The following is a 17,197-nucleotide window of genomic DNA, read 5'->3' on the forward strand; positions in this document are numbered from 1 at the left end:
AGCCCGTCGAAGTCGCAGGCATCAGCGCCGACGACATGAACCAACAGGCCGGGGTTTAATCCGCGTGAAGCCTCTGCGCGCCATTCTCGGGACGGCAAGCGCCTCTGACAAGATCATCGCCCTGTCCGAGGGCGATGACCCCCGCATTGTCGAAGGCGCGGTCATGGCCGTGAGAGAGAACGTCGCGCGGATCATCCTGATAGGCAACAAGGCCGAGGTTTCGGCCTTGTTGCAGGCCCATGAGGGCTATGATCCCGAACGGATCGAAATCCACGATCCTGCTGAGTCTGAGTTAACACCCGAACTGGCGCATGCGCTGTACGAGCGGCGCAAGCATCGGGGTATGACGCAGGAAGAGGCGCAGCAACAAATCACGGACCGGCTAAACTATGCCGCCATGCTGGTGCAGCAAGGCATCGCAGACGGCACTGTCGGTGGCGCGGTTGAAACCACATCCGACACCGTGCGCGCCGCGCTTCAGATCATTGGAACAGCTCCGGATGCCGCAATGGTCTCAAGCTTTTTCTTGATGTTGTTCTGCAAGGACCATCACGAGGTCAAAGGTGCCCACATCTTTGCCGATTGCGGTCTGGTCGTTGACCCGGACGCGCAGGAAATGGCCGAGATCGCCCGCGCCTCGGCCGCATCCTACGAGATCCTGACAGGTAACACCCCACGCGTTGCGATGTTGTCCTTTTCCACCTCCGGCAGCGCCGAACACGCCAAGGTCTCCAAGGTTGTCGAGGCCACGCATATCGCGCGCGAAAAAGACCCGTCGCTTCTGATCGACGGAGAGTTGCAGTTCGATGCGGCCTTTGTGCCCGAGGTTGCGGCCAAGAAGGCCAAGGACTCGCCGCTGAAAGGTGAGGCCAATGTCTTTGTCTTTCCCAGCCTGAATGCCGGAAACCTTGGGTACAAGATCGCCCAGCGTGTCGGCGGGGTCGAGGCAATCGGGCCGGTGCTGCAGGGGCTAGCCAAACCGGCAAACGACCTGTCACGCGGATGTTCCGCAGAAGACGTACTGCACATGATCGCCGTGACGACCGTGCAGGCTCAACACGCCAATTCCAAGCCGGAGACGCGTTGACCCGGCTACCGAAAACCCTTGGCGGCGCACCCGCCGAAACCGCAATTTTTTCAAGAAGGCCTGTCGGGTAGATGCTGGCAAAGACTGAACTTACGTCTCTTTTTGGCGCAAACGCCTCACAGACGATCCGCACCCTGTTTCCAGGCGTGCTGGTGGCGACGACCGTTGCCGTGACCGCCAAGTTCCTGTCCGAGCATTATGCCACGCCCGCCATGTTGATGGCGCTGTTGCTGGGCATCGCGCTCAGCTTTCTGGGGGAAGAGGGCAAAACCGTCCCCGGCATCGGCTTTGCCGCGAAATCGTTGCTGCGTCTGGGTGTGGCGCTGCTGGGCGTGCGTGTTTCGATGACCCTGATGATGGGTCTGGGCTGGGATCTGATCGCGCTGGTCGTTGGTGGAGTTCTGGCAACAATTGCCTTTGGCCTGCTAATCGCGCGGTTCTTTGGCCACAAATGGCGCTTTGCCTTCCTGACCGCCGGATCGGTTGCGATCTGCGGAGCTTCCGCTGCGATGGCGATCAGCGCCATACTGCCCAAGGATGAGCGATCCGAGGAACGGCTGATCTTTACCGTTTTGGGCGTCACCGTGCTGTCGACCATCGCAATGATCGCCTATCCCATTCTGGTGCGCACGCTGGGCATGAGCGACGTGGCAGGCGGCGTGTTCCTGGGCGGCACGATCCACGACGTCGCGCAGGTGGTTGGTGCCGGCTTCTCGATCTCGGAACAGACCGGTGACACCGCGACATTGGTGAAACTGTTCCGCGTTGCGATGCTGGCACCGGTGGTTCTTGTCGCGTCGCTGATCATCCGTGGTGTCACAGACATGGACGAGGCAGGCAAACGCCCCCCGATCCTGCCCAGCTTTGTCGTGGGCTTTCTGGTTCTGGCTGCGGCCAGCTCATTCGGCCTGATCCCGCCCTTCATCTCGGAACTGCTCAGCCAGACATCGCGCTGGCTGCTGCTGATCGCCATTGCGGCGGTCGGCATGAAGACCAACCTGAAACAGATCCTGTCGGTCGGTGGCGCCGCAATCGCCCTGATCGTCGTAGAAACTCTTTTTATTGCAGGAGTTATCCTTGCCGGAATAACATTCCTGACCTGATACGCTGCCCCGACAGAAGGACGCCAGATGACCATCCAGCAACCGAAGATCGACACCAGCCCCAAAGTCTCGGACGAGGTCCGGCGCACAACCTGTTACATGTGCGCCTGTCGCTGTGGCATCAACGTGCATATGAAGGACGGCAAGGTCGCCTATATCGAAGGCAACCGTGATCATCCGGTCAACAAGGGCGTTCTGTGCGCCAAAGGGTCGGCCGGGATCATGCAGGTCAACGCGCCATCCCGCCTGCGTAAACCCCTGCGGCGGGTCGGCCCGCGTGGATCGGGTGAGTTTCGTGAGATCGAATGGGATGAGGCGATCAGCACTGCCGTCGGCTGGCTGAACGAGTTGCACGAAACCGCGCCGCAGAAACTGGCCTTTTTTACCGGTCGAGATCAGAGCCAGAGCTTCACCTCTTTCTGGGCACAGAACTTTGGCACGCCGAACTATGCGGCCCATGGCGGGTTCTGTTCCGTCAACATGGCGGCGGGCGGCATCTACACTATGGGCGGTGCGTTCTGGGAGTTCGGCCAGCCCGATTGGGAACACACGAAACTGTTCATGCTGTTCGGCGTGGCCGAAGACCATGACAGCAACCCGATCAAGATGGGTATCGGCAAGATCAAGGCGCGCGGCGCGCGGGTGATCGGGGTGAATCCGATCCGCTCAGGCTATAACGCTGTCGCCGATGACTGGGTCGGGATCACACCTGGCACCGATGGTCTGTTCATCCTGTCACTGATCCATGTGTTGATGAAGGCGGGCAAGATCGATCTGGACTACCTCAGCCGCTACACCAACGCACCGGTACTGGTGAATGCGTCCGAGGGGCCTGAGAACGGCCTGTTCCTGCGCGACGCCGACGGCAAGCCGCTGGTGATTGACCGTGCGACCGGAGAGCCAACAGCCTTCGACAAACCCGGCGTGCGCCCGGACCTCTCGGCCACCTACGAAAAGGACGGCATCACCCATCGCCCGGTCTTCCACCTGATGGCCGAGAAGTACCTGTCCGACGACCACGCTCCCGAGGCTGTCGCCGACCGCTGCGGCATCCCCGCCAAACGCATCCGCGCCATCGCCGCCGAGATCACCCGCGTTGCTTTTGACGAAGCCATCGAGCTGGACCACGAATGGACCGACTTCCGGGGTGAGACGCATTCCAAAATGATCGGTCGCCCGGTCAGCTTCCACGCTATGCGCGGGATTTCAGCCCATGCCAACGGCTTCCAGACTTGCCGGGCCCTGCATGTGCTGCAAATCCTTCTGGGCACGGTCGAGGTCCCCGGTGGTTTCCGCTTCAAACCGCCCTACCCCAAGCCAGTCGAGGCACACCCCAGCCCCCACGGTGACCGTCGGCCCGGTCGTCCGCTGGAAGGTCCGCACCTGGGATTTGTGCGCGGCCCCGAAGACCTGCTGATCGACGACTGTGGCACACCGCAGCGCATCGACAAAGCGTTCACTTGGGAAAACCCGATGTCCGCCCACGGGCTGATGCATATGGTGATCTCGAATGCTGCTGCGGGCGATCCCTACAAGATCGACACGCTGTTCATGTATATGGCGAACATGTCGTGGAATTCGTCCATGAACACCAAGGGTGTGATGGAGATGCTGACCGCCCGCAATGAGGACGGCAAATACGTCATTCCAAAGATAATCTACTCCGACGCCTATTCCTCGGAAATGGTGGCCTACGCCGACCTGATCCTGCCCGACACCACATATCTTGAACGGCACGACTGTATCTCGCTGCTCGATCGCCCGATTTGCGAGGCCGACGCCGCCGCCGACGCCATTCGCTGGCCGGTGGTTGAACCCGACCGCGACGTGCGCGGTTTCCAGTCGGTGCTGATTGAACTGGCCAACCGCATGAGCTTGCCCGGCTTCACCAATGAGGACGGCACGCCCAAGTGGAAGGACTACGCCGACTACATCGTCAACCACCAGCGCAAACCGGGCATTGGCCCGCTAGCCGGGTTCCGGGGTGAAAACGGTGACAAGGAAGGGCGCGGAGAGGTCAACCCCGACCAATTGAATCGCTATATCGAAAACGGCGGCTTCTATGTCGCGCATATTCCCGAAGGTGCAGATTATTACAAACCGTGGAACGCGGCCTATCAGGACTGGGCCGTGGGGATGGGGATTTATGACAGCCCGCAACCCTACCTGTTCCAGCTCTATTCGGAGCCGATGCGCAAGTTCCAACTGGCCGCCGAAGGGCATGGCGATCGCCAGCCGCCCGAACACCTGCGCCAACGTATCAAGGACACGATGGATCCCCTGCCGATCTGGTATGAGACCGACCAGCAGGGCAACGAGGGCTTCACAGTCAACGCCCTGACCCAGCGCCCGATGGCGATGTATCACAGCTGGGGTACCCAGAACGCCTGGCTGCGTCAGCTGCACGGGCGCAACCCGCTCTACGTCCCGACCAAACTGATGCGCGAACACGGGCTGCAAGACGGCGATTGGGCCAAGGTCAGCTCTCCGCACGGGGAAATCACCGTTCCGGTGATGGAAATGGCCGCGCTGAACGACAATACCGTCTGGACATGGAACGCCATCGGCAAACGCAAAGGCGCATGGGCATTGCAAGAGGACGCACCAGAGGCGACCAAGGGCTTCTTGCTGAACCACCTGATCCACGAACTGCTGCCGCCAAAAGGCGACGGGCAACGCTGGGCCAATTCTGACCCGATCACTGGGCAGGCTGCATGGTTCGACCTGAAAGTGAAAATCGAAAAGGCCGAGGCCCCAAGTGACGCCGAAAGCCAACCCGAGTTTGGTCCGATTAAGTCACCCGTTGGCACTGGCCCGAAAGATCTGGCGTGGAAGGTAGGCAAATGACTCAACTCCCCCAATCCACCGAGCGCAAGATGGGTCTGGTCATCGACCTCGACACCTGTGTTGGCTGCCACGCCTGCGTGATCTCGTGCAAAGGTTGGAATACCGAAAACTACGGCGCGCCGTTGTCGGATCAGGATGCCTATGGCGCCAACCCGTCGGGCACCTTCCTGAACCGGGTACATTCCTACGAGGTCACACCGGCCGAAGGCCATGCCCAACTGATCCACTTCCCGAAATCTTGCCTCCACTGCGAGGACGCCCCCTGCGTCACCGTCTGCCCGACTGGGGCCAGCTACAAGCGGGTTGAGGACGGCATCGTGCTGGTTAATGAAAGCGACTGTATCGGTTGCGGGCTGTGCGCCTGGTCCTGCCCCTACGGCGCACGTGAACTGGACGTGGCCGAAGGTGTGATGAAGAAATGCACCCTCTGCGTCGACCGCATCTATAACGAGAACCTGCCCGAGGTGGACCGCGTTCCCTCCTGCGTGCGCACCTGCCCCGCCGGCGCTCGGCATTTCGGTGATCTTGGCGACCCGGACAGCGATGTCAGCAAGCTGGTCGCCGAGCGCGAAGGCATGGATCTGATGCCTGAAATGGGCACCAAACCCGTCAACAAATACCTGCCGCCGCGACCCAAGGATCAGATAGAGGACCAGATCGACATTCTGGCACCCCTGCTTGCCCCGGTCGCCGAAGAGCCCAAAGGGTTCCTTGGCTGGCTCGACAAAACTCTGGAGAAGCTCTGATGCACCCGGCCCCTTCTGTCATCATCTTCACGACCTGTTCCGGCTTGGGCTTTGGCTTGCTGTTTTTCCTCGGCCTCGGCCAACCTGCGGTAACCGGTTTGGTCGCCTTCGTATTCTACGCTATTGCCTATGCCCTGGCGGTGGGCGGCTTGCTGGCTTCAACCTTCCACCTTGGCCACCCGGAACGCGCCTGGAAGGCCTTCAGCCAATGGAAATCCAGCTGGCTTAGCCGCGAAGGGGTCTGCGCGGTTGCCGCACTCATCATCATGGGACTTTACGCGCTGGGTGCCGTATTCGCAGGCAGTCACTGGACGATACTGGGTTGGATCGGTGCACTGCTCAGTCTGGCCACCGTGTTTACCACCTCAATGATCTACACCCAGCTCAAGACCATCCCGCGCTGGAACATGAACCTGACGCCAGCGATGTTCCTGTCCTTCAGCCTCGCAGGTGGCGCGCTATTGGCCGGAGCCGAGGCGCTGGCCCCTTGGCTGCTGGCTGTCGCTGGCGCGGTGCAGCTTGCTTATTGGGCCAAAGGTGATGGTGCATTGGCGCAATCCGGCACCAACCTGGGCACTGCCACCGGTTTGGGAAGCCGGGGCAGCGTTCGCGCCTTCGAACCGCCGCATACCGGAACGAACTATCTGCTACGTGAATTCGTCCACGTGGTGGGCCGCAAACATGCGCAGAAACTACGGGTAATTTCCTTTGGGCTGGCGTTTGTGCTGCCCTTGCTGCTGATCCTGATCCCGGTCTCGGGTGTTGCGATCAAGCATGTCTTTGCGCTGCTGGCCGTGTTGTCGCATCTGACCGGCGTCGTTGTATCACGCTGGCTGTTCTTCGCGCAGGCGGAACACGTAGTGGGGCTGTATTACGGCAAGCGTTGAACCATAGCCTCAAAAGAAAATGGGCGGCAATCTGAGATCAGAGGCCGCCCACTAAACTTGATAATCTCTAGAGTCAGATCAGACCCGCATGCGTCATCGCCGCGTCGATGGCGGTCTTGGTGCTGTTTTCCAGCGGTGTAAGCGGCGAACGGACCTCTTCACTGCACAGGCCCAGCTTGCTGAGCGCGTATTTTGCACCCACGAGACCCGGCTCGATAAAGATCGCCTCGTGCAGGGGCATCAAGCGATCCTGATAGGCCAGCGCCTTGGCATAGTCGCCAGACAGCGTCGCCTGCTGGAACTCGGCGCATAGTTTCGGCGCCACGTTTGCGGTGACCGAGATGCAGCCGACGCCGCCATGCGCGTTGAAGCCCAGCGCAGTCGCATCCTCGCCCGACAACTGGCAGAAGTCCGGCCCGCAGGACGCACGCTGCTGGCTGACACGCGCCAGATCACCGGTGGCGTCCTTGACGCCGACAATACGCGGCAGCTTGGCCAGCTCTCCCATCGTGGCGGGGGTCATGTCGATGACCGACCGGCCGGGGATGTTGTAGATGATGATCGGAATATCGGCGCAGTCATGCAGCGCGCGGAAATGCGCGATTAGGCCCTTTTGGGTGGGCTTATTGTAATAGGGCGTCACAACCAGCGCCGCATCCGCGCCGATCCGTTCTGCGAATCGCACGAAGCGGATCGCTTCAACCGTGTTGTTCGAGCCCGCACCCGCAATAACCGGCACACGACCGGCGGCGGCCTTGACGACCTCTTCCACCACGGTTTCGTGCTCTTCATGGCTAAGCGTCGGGCTTTCACCAGTGGTGCCCACGGGAACCAACCCGGTCGAGCCTTCCTGAATCTGCCGTTCCACCAAGTGTTTGAGCGTCTTCAGGTCCAACTCGCCGTTTGTGAACGGGGTGACGAGGGCTGGCATCGAGCCTTTGAACATGACACGCTCCTTGGTGTGCGGTTAGCAATTTTTACGCCACGGGCCATCACAATCGTCGCGATGTGAGTTGATCCCGGCGGCGCAAGGTTTATCCTGAGTGGCTGTATCCTTGGTTGGTTGGGAAATGCAAGGCATGACACGCGTTCTGGCGCTTTTGATAGCTGTGATTCTGGGGTCAATTGGGCAGGCGCAAGCCGATGCCGTCGGCGATCTGCGCGCCGGGATGAACGAAATGCGCAAGGGCGACTGGAATTCCGCCCTGCGTGTGTCGGGCAACCGCGGGTCCGTTACGCGCGACATCATCGTCTGGCACTGGCTGCGGCAGGGCTTTGGCAGCTCGGGCGACGTGCTGGTGTTTCTGGATCGCCGACCGGACTGGCCGGGGTTGGCATGGCTGCGTCGTAAAAGCGAGCCCGCCTTTACCGGAACCGATCCCGACCGGGTGCTGAAATTCTACGCTGGCAATCCCCCTCAAACCGCTGAAGGTGCGTTGAATTACGCTGTGGCGCTGATGGCAAAGGGGCGGCAGGGTGACGCCGAGGCCGATATCGTCGCCGCTTGGCGTACAATGCCAATGGGGGCCGGGCTGCAAAAGGACTACCTTGAGAACTTCAGCAAGCTGCTGAAACCCCATCACGCCGCTCGGCTGGACCGAATGCTGTGGGATGGGCACCTTGTCAGCGCCGGACAGATGCTGCCACTGGTCAGCACCGATCAGCGTAAGCTGGCCGAGGCACGGATTGCCCTGCAAAAGCGCCAACCCGGTGTCGATGGCAAGGTCGCTGCGGTTCCCAAGTCGTTAGCCGAGGCTCCGGGTCTAGCTTTTGACCGGTTTGTCTGGCGTGACAAGAAGGAACTGGACGACAGCGCGATCGACCTGATGCTGGCACGCTCGACCGGGCCGGATGCGTTGGGTGAGCCTGACAAATGGGCCGAGGGACGCCGCCGACTGGCGCGGCTTGAAATGCGCAATGGCGATGCCAGCCGCGCCTATCGGATTGCTGCCAATCACCACATGACCCCCGAGATGGGGTACGCCTATGCGGATCTCGAGTGGCTGGCGGGGTTCCTTGCGCTGCGCAAGCTGAATGACCCAAACACGGCAGTACGGCATTTCCAGAACTTCTCGGGCGCGGTGGAATCTCCGATCTCAAAAGGGCGCGGCGGCTATTGGTTGGGTAGGGCCTATGCGGCGCAAGGGGATGCCGACAAGGCTTACGACGCTTATGCGGTAGGTGCGGACTATCAGACCTCGTTCTATGGTTTGTTGGCCGCCGAGAGGATCGGGCGCCCCTTCGACGGTGAACTGGCAAATCCACGCCGGGCACCGCATTGGAAGCAAGCTGATTTTGCCAATTCCAGCGTGTTGGAGGCCGGGCTGCTGTTGCTGCGTGCAGGCGAAAACAATCTGTCTGAACGCTTCCTGACGCATCTGGTTGAAGAGCTTGACCAGGTACAAGCCACGCAATTGGGCGATCTGGTGATCGAGCTTAAGGAACCGCATCTGGCGGTGATGATTGCCAAGCGTGCGGCGAAAACCGGTGTCGTGCTGCCCGCCGCCTACTACCCGGTGCATCCGGTGGCCGATATGGGCCTGCCCATGGCGAAGGAGATGACACTGGCAATTGCGCGGCGTGAAAGCGAGTTTGACCCGGTGGTGGTCAGTGGGGCAGGCGCACGCGGATTGATGCAGGTGATGCCAGCGACAGCCAAGCTGGTTGCCAAGGAACTGGGCATCCTCGGCGGACACAAAACGTTGAAACTGACCTCGGACTGGCAATACAACGCCAAGCTGGGGGCGAATTACCTCTCGGGTCTGGCTGCGGATTTCAACGGCAATGTGGTGATGATGGCTGCGGGCTATAACGCCGGGCCGCGCCGTCCCATTTCTTGGATGGACCGCTATGGTGACCCCCGCGCCGGTGAGATCGATGTGGTCGACTGGATCGAGACCATCCCCTTCAGCGAGACCCGCAATTACGTGATGCGGGTGGCAGAAAGCCTGCCGGTCTATCGTGCCCGCTTGGGCCAGCCCGCGCTGCCGGTTCCGTTCTCGCAGGAGCTGATCGGCTCAACCCTGGCGTCGTTCGCGCCATAGGGTGAACAGGCCTGCTGCCACAACCAATGCGGCCCCGAGAATAACCGCGGGCCGCAACGCCTCACCAAAGACTGAAATGCCTATGATGGCTGTCCAGACCAGATGGAAATAGGCAAACGGCTGCACCGCGCTGGCCTCGGCCATTTCATAGCATTTGATCAGCAGCCAATGACCCAGAACGCCGCTGACGGAAAGCACCGCCATCCACGCCCAATCCGCACGTGCCATAGGCTCCCAGAACCACATCCCCACCAGAGTCATTGCCACAGCCCCGGCAACACCGGTCCAGAAGAAACTTGTGGCCGCGCTGTCCTTGCGGGCGGCATAGCGGGTCAGGAGGCCATAGAGCGCGAACATCAGTGCTGACATCAGGGGCAGGATGGCCCACGGGTTGAACACACCCACGCCGGGCTGCAGAATGATTAGCACCCCAATGCAGCCCACGCCGATCGCCACCCAGCGCCGCCAACCGACCTGCTCGCCCAGCACCGGCCCGCTGAGCGCCGCGACCAGCAGCGGGTAACAGATGAACACCGCCATGCTGTCGATCAGACCTAGTACCGTGAAGGCGTAAACGGCGACGCAAATCTCAGCCGCCAGCAAGACGCCACGGAACACCTGCAGCCCCACCTGGCTGGTCCGAGTGGCAGCCACCAGCCCTCCAGGGGACCGCGCCGCCAAAGCAATGACAAAGGCGGCGAAGAACCAATAGCGGATCATCACGACCATGTAGGTGTTGTAGGTTCCCGCCAGATGGCGCGAGATACCGTCCTGCAGGGCAAATACAACTGTCGCCGCGATCATCAGCGCGATGCCGGCGCGGGTGTTGTTCTGTTGGGTCATTTCCGGATCGCCCGGGTCATATGCCGTTTGCGGCCATAACCTGGGGTGCGGGTGACGGTGAAACCCGCCTCTTCCAGCCCGCGTCGCACAAACCCGGCGGCGGTGTAGGTGGCTGCCGTGCCGCCCTTGGCCGTGTGACCGGCGACTTGCTGCATCAGGTCCGCGCCCCAAAGCTCGGGGTTCTTGGCCGGAGAAAACCCGTCCAGAAACCAAGCATCGGCCTCGCCTCTCCATGCAGGCAATGTCTGACGCGCATCGCCTTCGATCACCTCAAGATGCAGAGTGCCCAGATCACATGCGCCGCCCCGCCGCTGGGCCAGAAAACGGTCGGCCCAAGGCGCAAGCTCGGGGAAGGCCGCCAGCGCGCGCGCCATGTCCTCGGGCACCATCGGGAAGGCCTCGAAACTGGTAAAGGTCAGGGGTGAGGTCTGGCCCGCCTTCTCCCATTCAGACCACACGGTCAGCATGTTCAGACCGGTGCCGAATCCCAACTCGGCAATGCGGAACCCCGGAGCGAACCGTGCGGGCAGGTCATTGCCCGCCAGAAACACGTGCCGCGTCTCTTCCAGCCCGTTTTGCAGCGAGAAATACGGATCGTCGAAACGGGCCGAAACCGGGATTTGGTCCTCGGTCCAAGTCAGTTCGGCGCGCTGGTCTGCCATCGGGGAATCCTGTAGCTAAGCGGCGCGACACTGAACAAGGAAAAGGGGAATGGCAATGGTCGATGTAACGGTGCGTGGCGCGGGCATCTTTGGCCTGTCCATCGCGTGGACCTGCGCCCGACGAGGTGCCAAGGTGCAGGTTGTCGATCCCTTCGGCCCCGGCTCGGGCTCCAGCAACGGGCTGGTCGGTGCCCTGGCTCCGCATGTGCCCGAGAACTGGAACGCCAAGAAGGCTTTTCAGTTCGACAGCCTGATCATGGCCGAACCGTTCTGGAAACAGGTCGAGGCGACAGGCGGCGTTTCCCCCGGCTATGCGCGTCTGGGCCGGTTGCAGCCCATCGCCGATGCCCGCACGCTGGAGCTTGCCCATGCCCGGGCGGAATCCGCCGCCGAGCTGTGGCAGGACCGCGCCGAATGGCGGGTGGTCGAGACCGAGGCGCTCGGGTCATGGTGCCCGCCCAGCCCGACCGGTTTTGTGATCCACGACACTCTGACCGCGCGGATGCACCCCCGCCGCGCCTGCGCCGCGCTGGTGTCGGCATTGGCAGTGATGGGAGTGGACGTAGTGACAGACGCGCCTGATCAAGGTCAGGTCGTTCATGCCACCGGTCTGGCAGGGTTGCGGGAACTGAGCCAGGCATTTGGCAAAACCGTTGGCAATGGCGTCAAGGGACAGGCCGCGCTGCTGCGCTTTGATGCGGGTGAAGTCCCGCAACTGTTTGCCGATGCGATCCATATCGTGCCCCATGCCGATGGCACGCTGGCGATCGGATCGACCTCGGAACGGGACTATGACGATCCATCCAGCACGGATGCCGCGCTGGACGACGTGCTAGACCGCGTCACCCGGGCGGTGCCGGTGCTGCACGGTGCAGAAGTGATCGAACGGTGGGCCGGGGTGCGCCCCCGCAGCAAAAGCCGTGCCCCGATGCTAGGTGCGCATCCGTTGCATCAGGGGCAGTTCATCGCCAATGGCGGATTCAAGATTGGCTTTGGCATGGCCCCGAAAGTGGCCGAGGTCATGGCCGATCTAATGCTGGACGGGCGCGATACGATCCCCGAGGACTTCCGGCCCGAGGCGTCTTTGTGACATACTCTTCTGAAACACCCGTGCAACTGTTCGCGGACAGCCCTGCCCTGCCTGAAGTCCTACGACTGATCCGCGAGAGTTTTGCATTCATGGATGGTCGCATTGATCCCCCTTCCTCTATGCACCGGCTGACCGAGGACGACCTGCGTCAGCAAACCTGCAGCGGAGAGGTTTGGATCATTGGCGATCCTGCTGCTGCGGTCGTCTTTCTGACCCCCAAGCCAGACTGTCTGTATCTGAGTAAACTCGCTGTCGCCCGCTCGCGACGTGGGCAAGGTCTGGCGCAGACTCTGGTGGATTTGGCCGAGACGCGGGCGCGGTCAAGGGGATACGCCGCGCTGGAATTGCAAACACGGATCGAACTTGTCGAGAACCACACTATCTTTGCCAAACTGGGATTCGTGAAATCGGGCGAGACAGCCCATACCGGTTATGACCGAACAACCTCCATCACAATGCATAAACGCCTAGAGTGACGCGTCAGCCACCATGCATTGACGACCATCCGGCCCACGCACCCAGAGGGTTTGCCCGTTCCGACACAGCGTAGCAGTCTCATAATGCATCAGCGGTGCAGTTGCCCGAAACGAGAATTGCGCCAAAGGCCCCATCACCTCTTCCGCAAATAGCATCAGGTGTTGCGCCAGAAGCGGGCCGTGTACGACCAGCCCGGCATAGCCTTCGACGTGGCGGGCATAGTCCAGATCATAGTGAATGCGGTGTCCGTTGAAGGTCAGTGCCGAATAACGGAAAAGCAATGTTGTATCGAAGGCAACATCACGACTTTCTACCTCGTCAGTGCGCGCCGGGGGCGGAACCGGTTTAACTTCACCCGGTGAAGGGTCCTGACGGTAGACCAGATCCTGCCACTCGGTCAGGCACAGCGTATTACCCTGCCAAATCTCGTGGCGCAGAGTGACAAATCCCAACGGTCCGGTGCGTCCGGTTTTAGAGATAGCTTTTTCACAGACCGAACGCCGCTCGGCAGCCATCCCAGCGATCAGAGGTGTGTTGAAGTGCAGACGCCCACCTGCCCACATGCGGCGGGGCAGGCCCAAATCGGGGATCAGATCGCCCCCGACCTTCGGGTGCCCATCGCGGCCTAGTTGATCCGGCGGCTGTGGCGACCAAAAGTAAAGCTGGTGAAAGAACGGAGGCAGCGGGGCACCAGCCTCGACAGTCACGGTCTGTTCCAACGCCACCTGCAACGCGGCGGCGCGAGCCGGGTCTACAACGTCGGTCTGAATTTCCTTTGCCATAACTAAAGATTAGTCAGCCCGCTCCGTGTCAACAAGCTCTAGAACCCCGCCTCGGCACGCAGTTTCTCCATCAGAACGCGCAGGCTGCTTTCATAGCGGTCGCTGGAGAGTTTTCCATGCTCGTCGAATTCGTTGGAACTGTTCGCCAAATGGATTTCCGGCCCCTGTAGGATGCGCGGCTGAAACGGCACCATATAGCTGCGCAGCACCATTTGCGCGCGCTCCCCACCCGCGCGGCCAGCGGCAGCTGACATAACGGCAACCGGCTTGTCGGCCCAGGGGCGACTATCAGTCCGGCTGACCCAGTCCAGCGCGTTTTTCAGAACGCCCGACGGACCCTTGTTGTATTCCGGGGTTGAGATAATCACCGCATGGGCCTGCGCGATCTGATCGGCCAGCGTCTGGACCGCCAGAGGAATACCTTCGCCATCTTCCAGATCACCGTCATAGAGCGGCAGGTTCAGATCGGCCTCGATATGAGCGCCAGGGTTGAATAGCCGCGCCGCTTCGCGCAGCAGTTTGCGATTAGTGGCACTTTGGCGCAACGAACCAGAGAGGCTCAACAGGATCGGTTCGGACATCGGGAAACTCCGTCATGGTGTTTCTCAATAGCTAGCCCAAAGCCCGCGCGCGCCAAAGCCCAGTTGACGCGCAGTCAATGTGCGAAAAAGGGCACCCGCGGGTGCCCTATCGCATTAGACGCTACCGTTCGGGATGATCTCGATATCAACCCGACGGTTTCGGGCTTTGCCCTCGGGTGTCAGGTTCGACGCGGCGGGTCGGTTTTCACCCAGGCCAATCGTGCTGATCCGGGCACTGCTGACGCCATTGGCTTGCAAGATGTCCGCCACGGATTGGGCGCGGCGCTCGGACAGGGCCTGATTGTAGGACGCCTCGCCATCGCTGTCGGTATGACCGACAACCTGAACGTTCGAATTGGGATAATTCACGAGGTTCTGCCCAACTCGCGCAAGATCCGACCGCAGCGCCGGGCGCACGGTCGCGCTGTCGGTATCAAAGGAAATATCGTTCGGCACAGTCACGATCAGCCGGTCGCCCGCATTGGTGACCGTGATGCCTTGATTGGCCAGTTGTTGACGCAGTTCCGCCGCTTGCCTGTCCAACTGGTTGCCGATCAGACCGCCACCGGCGGCACCTACGGCAGCCCCTGCCAGCGCACCCAGACCCGGGTTCGAGTTATTGGCGATCGCACCAACGCCAGCCCCGACCAGACCACCCAAAAGCGCACCCTGTTTGGCGTTTTGATTGGGGTCGGACGGCAGGTTTAGCGTGCCGGGATCTGTACAGGCCCCCAGAAACAGGGCCGAACTCAACCCGGCGGACAAAACAAATTTAGAAATCGTCATGATATCACCTTCTGCTCCGGCGCCTGTTTATCAGGCGCGTATCGTTAGGCGCAGTTTATCACGCTGCCTGCAGATGTTCTCAAGCAACAATCTGGTGAAATCGGCGAATACCCGCCACTTAAGACACCCTTTCTGAAACCTCCCAGGGGTTCTGTTCCTGCCAGATCGCGCGCAGAGGTTCGCCCTGTCCGCAAAAGTGATCGTCAGTCAGTTCGCAGGCCCAGATACGGTCGGTGCGGAAATGGCGGAACCCGTTGCGCAGCTCGCACCAGGCGACCAGCATGATGCATTCGATGTGATATATCAGCGCCACGGGGCGAACGATCCGGTCGGTCCGCTCGCCTTCGGCGTTTACATAGGTGATGCGGATCTTGCGCTCGTCTCGGATCGCCTCGCGATAATTCACCACCGGTACGCAACCCTTTTCGGGATCATCCATAGGTGCCCCCCACGGGGCGACCTGCAACCAGTCGGTCGGCACACGCAGGGCTTCGATCTTGCGACACACCCGGTCGGCGGCCTGCTGCAAGGTGCTGTCACCGGTGCGCGCCAGCATCGACAAGCCGACCCACAGCGCTTCGACCTCTTCTGCATCGAAATTCAACGGCGGCAAGTCATAGCCGCGGCGCATCAGGTATCCGACACCGGCCTCGCCCTCGATCGGGGTGCGCTGCGCCTGCAGGGCGGCGATATCGCGATAGACCGTGCGCGCGGACACCTCGAGCTTTTCGGCCAGCCTTTCAGCCGTGACCGGCGCCTCGGCAGCGCGCAGAATCTGGATGATCTCAAACAGGCGGGTGGAACGGCGCATGGGTTTCTCCGGGTTCATCTGCTGACACTCTAGCACACCCCCCTGACAAGGTGCTGTCAGGAGTGATGGGCGAGACTTGTGCTCAAACGAAAAGGAGATCACCGATGCCAAGCCTCGACAATCACGTGATGATGACCCTGAAACTGGGTCCTTGGGCGCAGGATCACACCCTGCGCAGCTTTGAGATCGAACGCGAGATCATGGCCGCTCGTCAGCCCTGCGCCCCGCCCAAACGCCGCAGGCGGTTTTCGCTGGGCAATCTCAAGATGCTGTGGACCAGTACCGCCTGAGGTTCAGAAATCCGCCTTGGCGCGGAACTTCATCGAAACCCCGCCTTCGGGGTTCTTCAGGCGCAATTCCTCGGAATGCAGCATCAGGCGCGGGAACTCCCGCGCTGCACCTTCGGCATAGAACGGGTCACCTAATATCGGGTGGCCCAGCGCCAACATATGAACCCGCAACTGATGCGACCGACCGGTCTTGGGGAACAGGCGAACACGTGTCGTGTCACCTTCGTGCTTCATGACACGCCAGTCGGTTACGGCGGGCTTGCCGGTCTCATGACACACCATCTGGCGCGGCCGATTGGGCCAGTCCACGATCAGCGGCAGATCAACGGTTCCGGTCTTTTCCTCAACCCGCCCCCAGACACGCGCCACATAGGTTTTGCGGGTCTGGCGGTTTTCAAACTGCATGCTCAGATGGCGCTGCGCGTGGGGGGTCTGGGCAAAGACCATTACGCCGGACGTGTCCCGATCCAGCCGATGCACCAGCAACGCCTGCGGAAACGCCGCCTGCACCCGGCTCAGCAGGCAATCAGCCAGATGCTCGCCCCGCCCGGGCACCGACAACAGGCCCGACGGCTTGTTCACCACAATCAACTGCGCGTCCTCATGCAAAACGTCCAGAGGGGTCTTCGGGGGATCATAGGTCTCACTCATGCGCGCCTGCCTATCGCAGCGCGCGACCTCCCGCAACGTCGCGCTTGCCTGAACGGAACGGTTCAGCAACTCTACCCCCAAAGCGGAGAGGAGAACCCATGCACCCCACAATCGAACGCATGCAGGAGGTGGTCGCCAAGGGCAATGAGAGCCTGATCCACGAATTGCTGGCCGAGGACGTGCGCTTTTCCCCGCCCACCTATTACAGCACCTGGACTGGTCGCGCACCGGTGGCGGCTGTGCTGGGCCACGTTGGGCAGGTGTTCTCGGACTTCCACTATCGTCGTGTGATGGGCGACGGCAAGGACTGGGCGCTGGAGTTCCAGTGCAAGGTCGGCGAACTGGACGCCGTGGGGGTGGATCTGATCACGCTGAACGATGAGGGGCTGATTCAGGTATTCGAAGTCCTGATGCGCCCCTACAAAACCATCGGGGCCCTGCGCGAGGCGATGATGGCGCGCGTCATGACCGACCCGCGATTCCTTGAATACAAGAACGCGCTCAGCTGAC

Annotated in this window: 18 protein-coding genes; 10 read left to right on the forward strand and 8 right to left on the reverse strand. The window is 61.2% G+C overall.

All coding sequences use genetic code 11. The features are described 5' to 3' along the window. Positions 1-64: 64 nt before the first annotated feature. The 5 genes from pta to GOW98_RS02360 all read left to right on the forward strand — a co-directional run bounded on the left by pta (position 65) and on the right by GOW98_RS02360 (position 6,670). Positions 65-1,087, forward strand: a complete 1,023-nt coding sequence (gene pta, locus GOW98_RS02340; RefSeq protein ID WP_170329460.1) for a phosphate acetyltransferase — start codon at positions 65-67, stop codon at positions 1,085-1,087. A gap of 71 nt (positions 1,088-1,158) precedes the next feature. Beyond that, complete coding sequence (locus GOW98_RS02345) at positions 1,159-2,190, forward strand: YeiH family protein (RefSeq protein ID WP_170329461.1); 1,032 nt, start codon at positions 1,159-1,161, stop codon at positions 2,188-2,190. Positions 2,191-2,217: 27 nt separating this feature from the next. Continuing rightward, positions 2,218-5,037 carry a molybdopterin oxidoreductase family protein gene (locus tag GOW98_RS02350; protein WP_170329462.1) on the forward strand — a complete coding sequence of 940 codons (2,820 nt, stop codon included), beginning with the start codon at positions 2,218-2,220 and terminating at the stop codon, positions 5,035-5,037. Beyond that, positions 5,034-5,783 (forward strand): 4Fe-4S dicluster domain-containing protein, encoded by a 750-nt coding sequence (locus tag GOW98_RS02355; RefSeq protein WP_170329463.1) that lies wholly within the window; start codon positions 5,034-5,036, stop codon positions 5,781-5,783. Before GOW98_RS02350 ends, GOW98_RS02355 begins: the two co-directional genes overlap by 4 nt. After that, positions 5,783-6,670: a dimethyl sulfoxide reductase anchor subunit family protein gene (locus GOW98_RS02360; RefSeq protein WP_170329464.1), complete on the forward strand. Its 888-nt coding sequence runs from the start codon at positions 5,783-5,785 to the stop codon at positions 6,668-6,670. Before GOW98_RS02355 ends, GOW98_RS02360 begins: the two co-directional genes overlap by 1 nt. A gap of 73 nt (positions 6,671-6,743) precedes the next feature. Here the strand turns inward: GOW98_RS02360 and dapA are convergent, their stop codons facing one another. Beyond that, positions 6,744-7,616, reverse strand: a complete 873-nt coding sequence (gene dapA, locus GOW98_RS02365) for a 4-hydroxy-tetrahydrodipicolinate synthase (protein WP_170329465.1) — start codon at positions 7,614-7,616, stop codon at positions 6,744-6,746. A gap of 133 nt (positions 7,617-7,749) precedes the next feature. Here dapA and GOW98_RS02370 point away from each other — a divergent pair, with 133 nt between their 5' ends. Next, positions 7,750-9,714, forward strand: coding sequence for a lytic transglycosylase domain-containing protein (locus GOW98_RS02370; RefSeq protein WP_170329466.1), 1,965 nt, complete (start codon positions 7,750-7,752; stop codon positions 9,712-9,714). Here the strand turns inward: GOW98_RS02370 and GOW98_RS02375 are convergent. Continuing rightward, a complete protein-coding gene (locus tag GOW98_RS02375) occupies positions 9,688-10,557 on the reverse strand; it encodes a DMT family transporter (protein WP_170329467.1) in 870 nt (289 codons plus the stop codon). The genes GOW98_RS02370 and GOW98_RS02375 overlap by 27 nt on opposite strands. Beyond that, positions 10,554-11,219, reverse strand: coding sequence for a tRNA (5-methylaminomethyl-2-thiouridine)(34)-methyltransferase MnmD (gene mnmD, locus GOW98_RS02380; protein ID WP_170329468.1), 666 nt, complete (start codon positions 11,217-11,219; stop codon positions 10,554-10,556). Before mnmD ends, GOW98_RS02375 begins: the two co-directional genes overlap by 4 nt. Before the next feature lie 49 nt (positions 11,220-11,268). Here mnmD and GOW98_RS02385 point away from each other — a divergent pair, with 49 nt between their 5' ends. Together GOW98_RS02385 and GOW98_RS02390 are read left to right on the forward strand one after the other, a co-directional pair. Then, a complete protein-coding gene (locus GOW98_RS02385; RefSeq protein WP_170329469.1) occupies positions 11,269-12,309 on the forward strand; it encodes an NAD(P)/FAD-dependent oxidoreductase in 1,041 nt (346 codons plus the stop codon). Then, entirely contained in the window at positions 12,306-12,785 is a 480-nt protein-coding gene (locus tag GOW98_RS02390) for a GNAT family N-acetyltransferase (protein WP_367646790.1), read from the forward strand. The genes GOW98_RS02385 and GOW98_RS02390 overlap by 4 nt, the downstream gene beginning before the upstream one ends. Here GOW98_RS02390 and GOW98_RS02395 read toward each other — a convergent pair. The 4 genes from GOW98_RS02395 to GOW98_RS02410 all read right to left on the reverse strand — a co-directional run bounded on the left by GOW98_RS02395 (position 12,777) and on the right by GOW98_RS02410 (position 15,746). Then, the gene (locus tag GOW98_RS02395; RefSeq protein WP_170329470.1) at positions 12,777-13,568 is read right to left on the reverse strand and encodes an acyl dehydratase; all 792 of its coding nucleotides are present in this window, start codon (positions 13,566-13,568) and stop codon (positions 12,777-12,779) included. The genes GOW98_RS02390 and GOW98_RS02395 overlap by 9 nt on opposite strands. Positions 13,569-13,606: 38 nt before the next feature. Beyond that, positions 13,607-14,149: an NADPH-dependent FMN reductase gene (locus GOW98_RS02400; RefSeq protein ID WP_170329471.1), complete on the reverse strand. Its 543-nt coding sequence runs from the start codon at positions 14,147-14,149 to the stop codon at positions 13,607-13,609. A gap of 114 nt (positions 14,150-14,263) precedes the next feature. Next, a complete protein-coding gene (locus tag GOW98_RS02405) occupies positions 14,264-14,935 on the reverse strand; it encodes an OmpA family protein (protein ID WP_170329472.1) in 672 nt (223 codons plus the stop codon). 118 nt (positions 14,936-15,053) lie between these two features. Next, a complete protein-coding gene (locus tag GOW98_RS02410) occupies positions 15,054-15,746 on the reverse strand; it encodes a helix-turn-helix transcriptional regulator (protein ID WP_170329473.1) in 693 nt (230 codons plus the stop codon). A gap of 104 nt (positions 15,747-15,850) precedes the next feature. On the opposite strand from GOW98_RS02410, the gene GOW98_RS02415 reads away from it, so the two are divergent. Then, positions 15,851-16,036: a hypothetical protein gene (locus GOW98_RS02415; RefSeq protein ID WP_170329474.1), complete on the forward strand. Its 186-nt coding sequence runs from the start codon at positions 15,851-15,853 to the stop codon at positions 16,034-16,036. Between the two features lie 3 nt (positions 16,037-16,039). Here the strand turns inward: GOW98_RS02415 and GOW98_RS02420 are convergent, their stop codons facing one another. Further along, positions 16,040-16,687 (reverse strand): RluA family pseudouridine synthase, encoded by a 648-nt coding sequence (locus GOW98_RS02420; RefSeq protein WP_170329475.1) that lies wholly within the window; start codon positions 16,685-16,687, stop codon positions 16,040-16,042. 98 nt (positions 16,688-16,785) lie between these two features. Between GOW98_RS02420 and GOW98_RS02425 the strand changes: the two genes are divergently transcribed. Further along, entirely contained in the window at positions 16,786-17,196 is a 411-nt protein-coding gene (locus GOW98_RS02425; RefSeq protein ID WP_170329476.1) for a nuclear transport factor 2 family protein, read from the forward strand. Position 17,197 lies beyond the last annotated feature (1 nt).

The organism is Ruegeria arenilitoris, assembly GCF_013032445.1.
Classification (GTDB): Bacteria; Pseudomonadota; Alphaproteobacteria; order Rhodobacterales; family Rhodobacteraceae; genus Ruegeria; species Ruegeria arenilitoris_F.

Excerpts from the sequence above, each read along its gene's own strand:
- GOW98_RS02360 (WP_170329464.1), top strand. The coding sequence starts at position 5,783 with ATGCACCCGGCCCCTTCTGTCATCATCTTCACGACCTGTTCCGGCTTG.
- GOW98_RS02415 (WP_170329474.1), top strand. The coding sequence starts at position 15,851 with ATGCCAAGCCTCGACAATCACGTGATGATGACCCTGAAACTGGGTCCT.
- dapA (WP_170329465.1), bottom strand. The coding sequence starts at position 7,616 with ATGTTCAAAGGCTCGATGCCAGCCCTCGTCACCCCGTTCACAAACGGC.
- GOW98_RS02420 (WP_170329475.1), bottom strand. The coding sequence starts at position 16,687 with ATGAGTGAGACCTATGATCCCCCGAAGACCCCTCTGGACGTTTTGCAT.
- GOW98_RS02400 (WP_170329471.1), bottom strand. The coding sequence starts at position 14,149 with ATGTCCGAACCGATCCTGTTGAGCCTCTCTGGTTCGTTGCGCCAAAGT.
- GOW98_RS02405 (WP_170329472.1), bottom strand. The coding sequence starts at position 14,935 with ATGACGATTTCTAAATTTGTTTTGTCCGCCGGGTTGAGTTCGGCCCTG.
- GOW98_RS02410 (WP_170329473.1), bottom strand. The coding sequence starts at position 15,746 with ATGCGCCGTTCCACCCGCCTGTTTGAGATCATCCAGATTCTGCGCGCT.
- GOW98_RS02350 (WP_170329462.1), top strand. The coding sequence starts at position 2,218 with ATGACCATCCAGCAACCGAAGATCGACACCAGCCCCAAAGTCTCGGAC.
- GOW98_RS02370 (WP_170329466.1), top strand. The coding sequence starts at position 7,750 with ATGACACGCGTTCTGGCGCTTTTGATAGCTGTGATTCTGGGGTCAATT.
- GOW98_RS02355 (WP_170329463.1), top strand. The coding sequence starts at position 5,034 with ATGACTCAACTCCCCCAATCCACCGAGCGCAAGATGGGTCTGGTCATC.
- GOW98_RS02375 (WP_170329467.1), bottom strand. The coding sequence starts at position 10,557 with ATGACCCAACAGAACAACACCCGCGCCGGCATCGCGCTGATGATCGCG.
- GOW98_RS02395 (WP_170329470.1), bottom strand. The coding sequence starts at position 13,568 with ATGGCAAAGGAAATTCAGACCGACGTTGTAGACCCGGCTCGCGCCGCC.
- GOW98_RS02385 (WP_170329469.1), top strand. The coding sequence starts at position 11,269 with ATGGCAATGGTCGATGTAACGGTGCGTGGCGCGGGCATCTTTGGCCTG.
- GOW98_RS02425 (WP_170329476.1), top strand. The coding sequence starts at position 16,786 with ATGCACCCCACAATCGAACGCATGCAGGAGGTGGTCGCCAAGGGCAAT.
- GOW98_RS02345 (WP_170329461.1), top strand. The coding sequence starts at position 1,159 with ATGCTGGCAAAGACTGAACTTACGTCTCTTTTTGGCGCAAACGCCTCA.
- mnmD (WP_170329468.1), bottom strand. The coding sequence starts at position 11,219 with ATGGCAGACCAGCGCGCCGAACTGACTTGGACCGAGGACCAAATCCCG.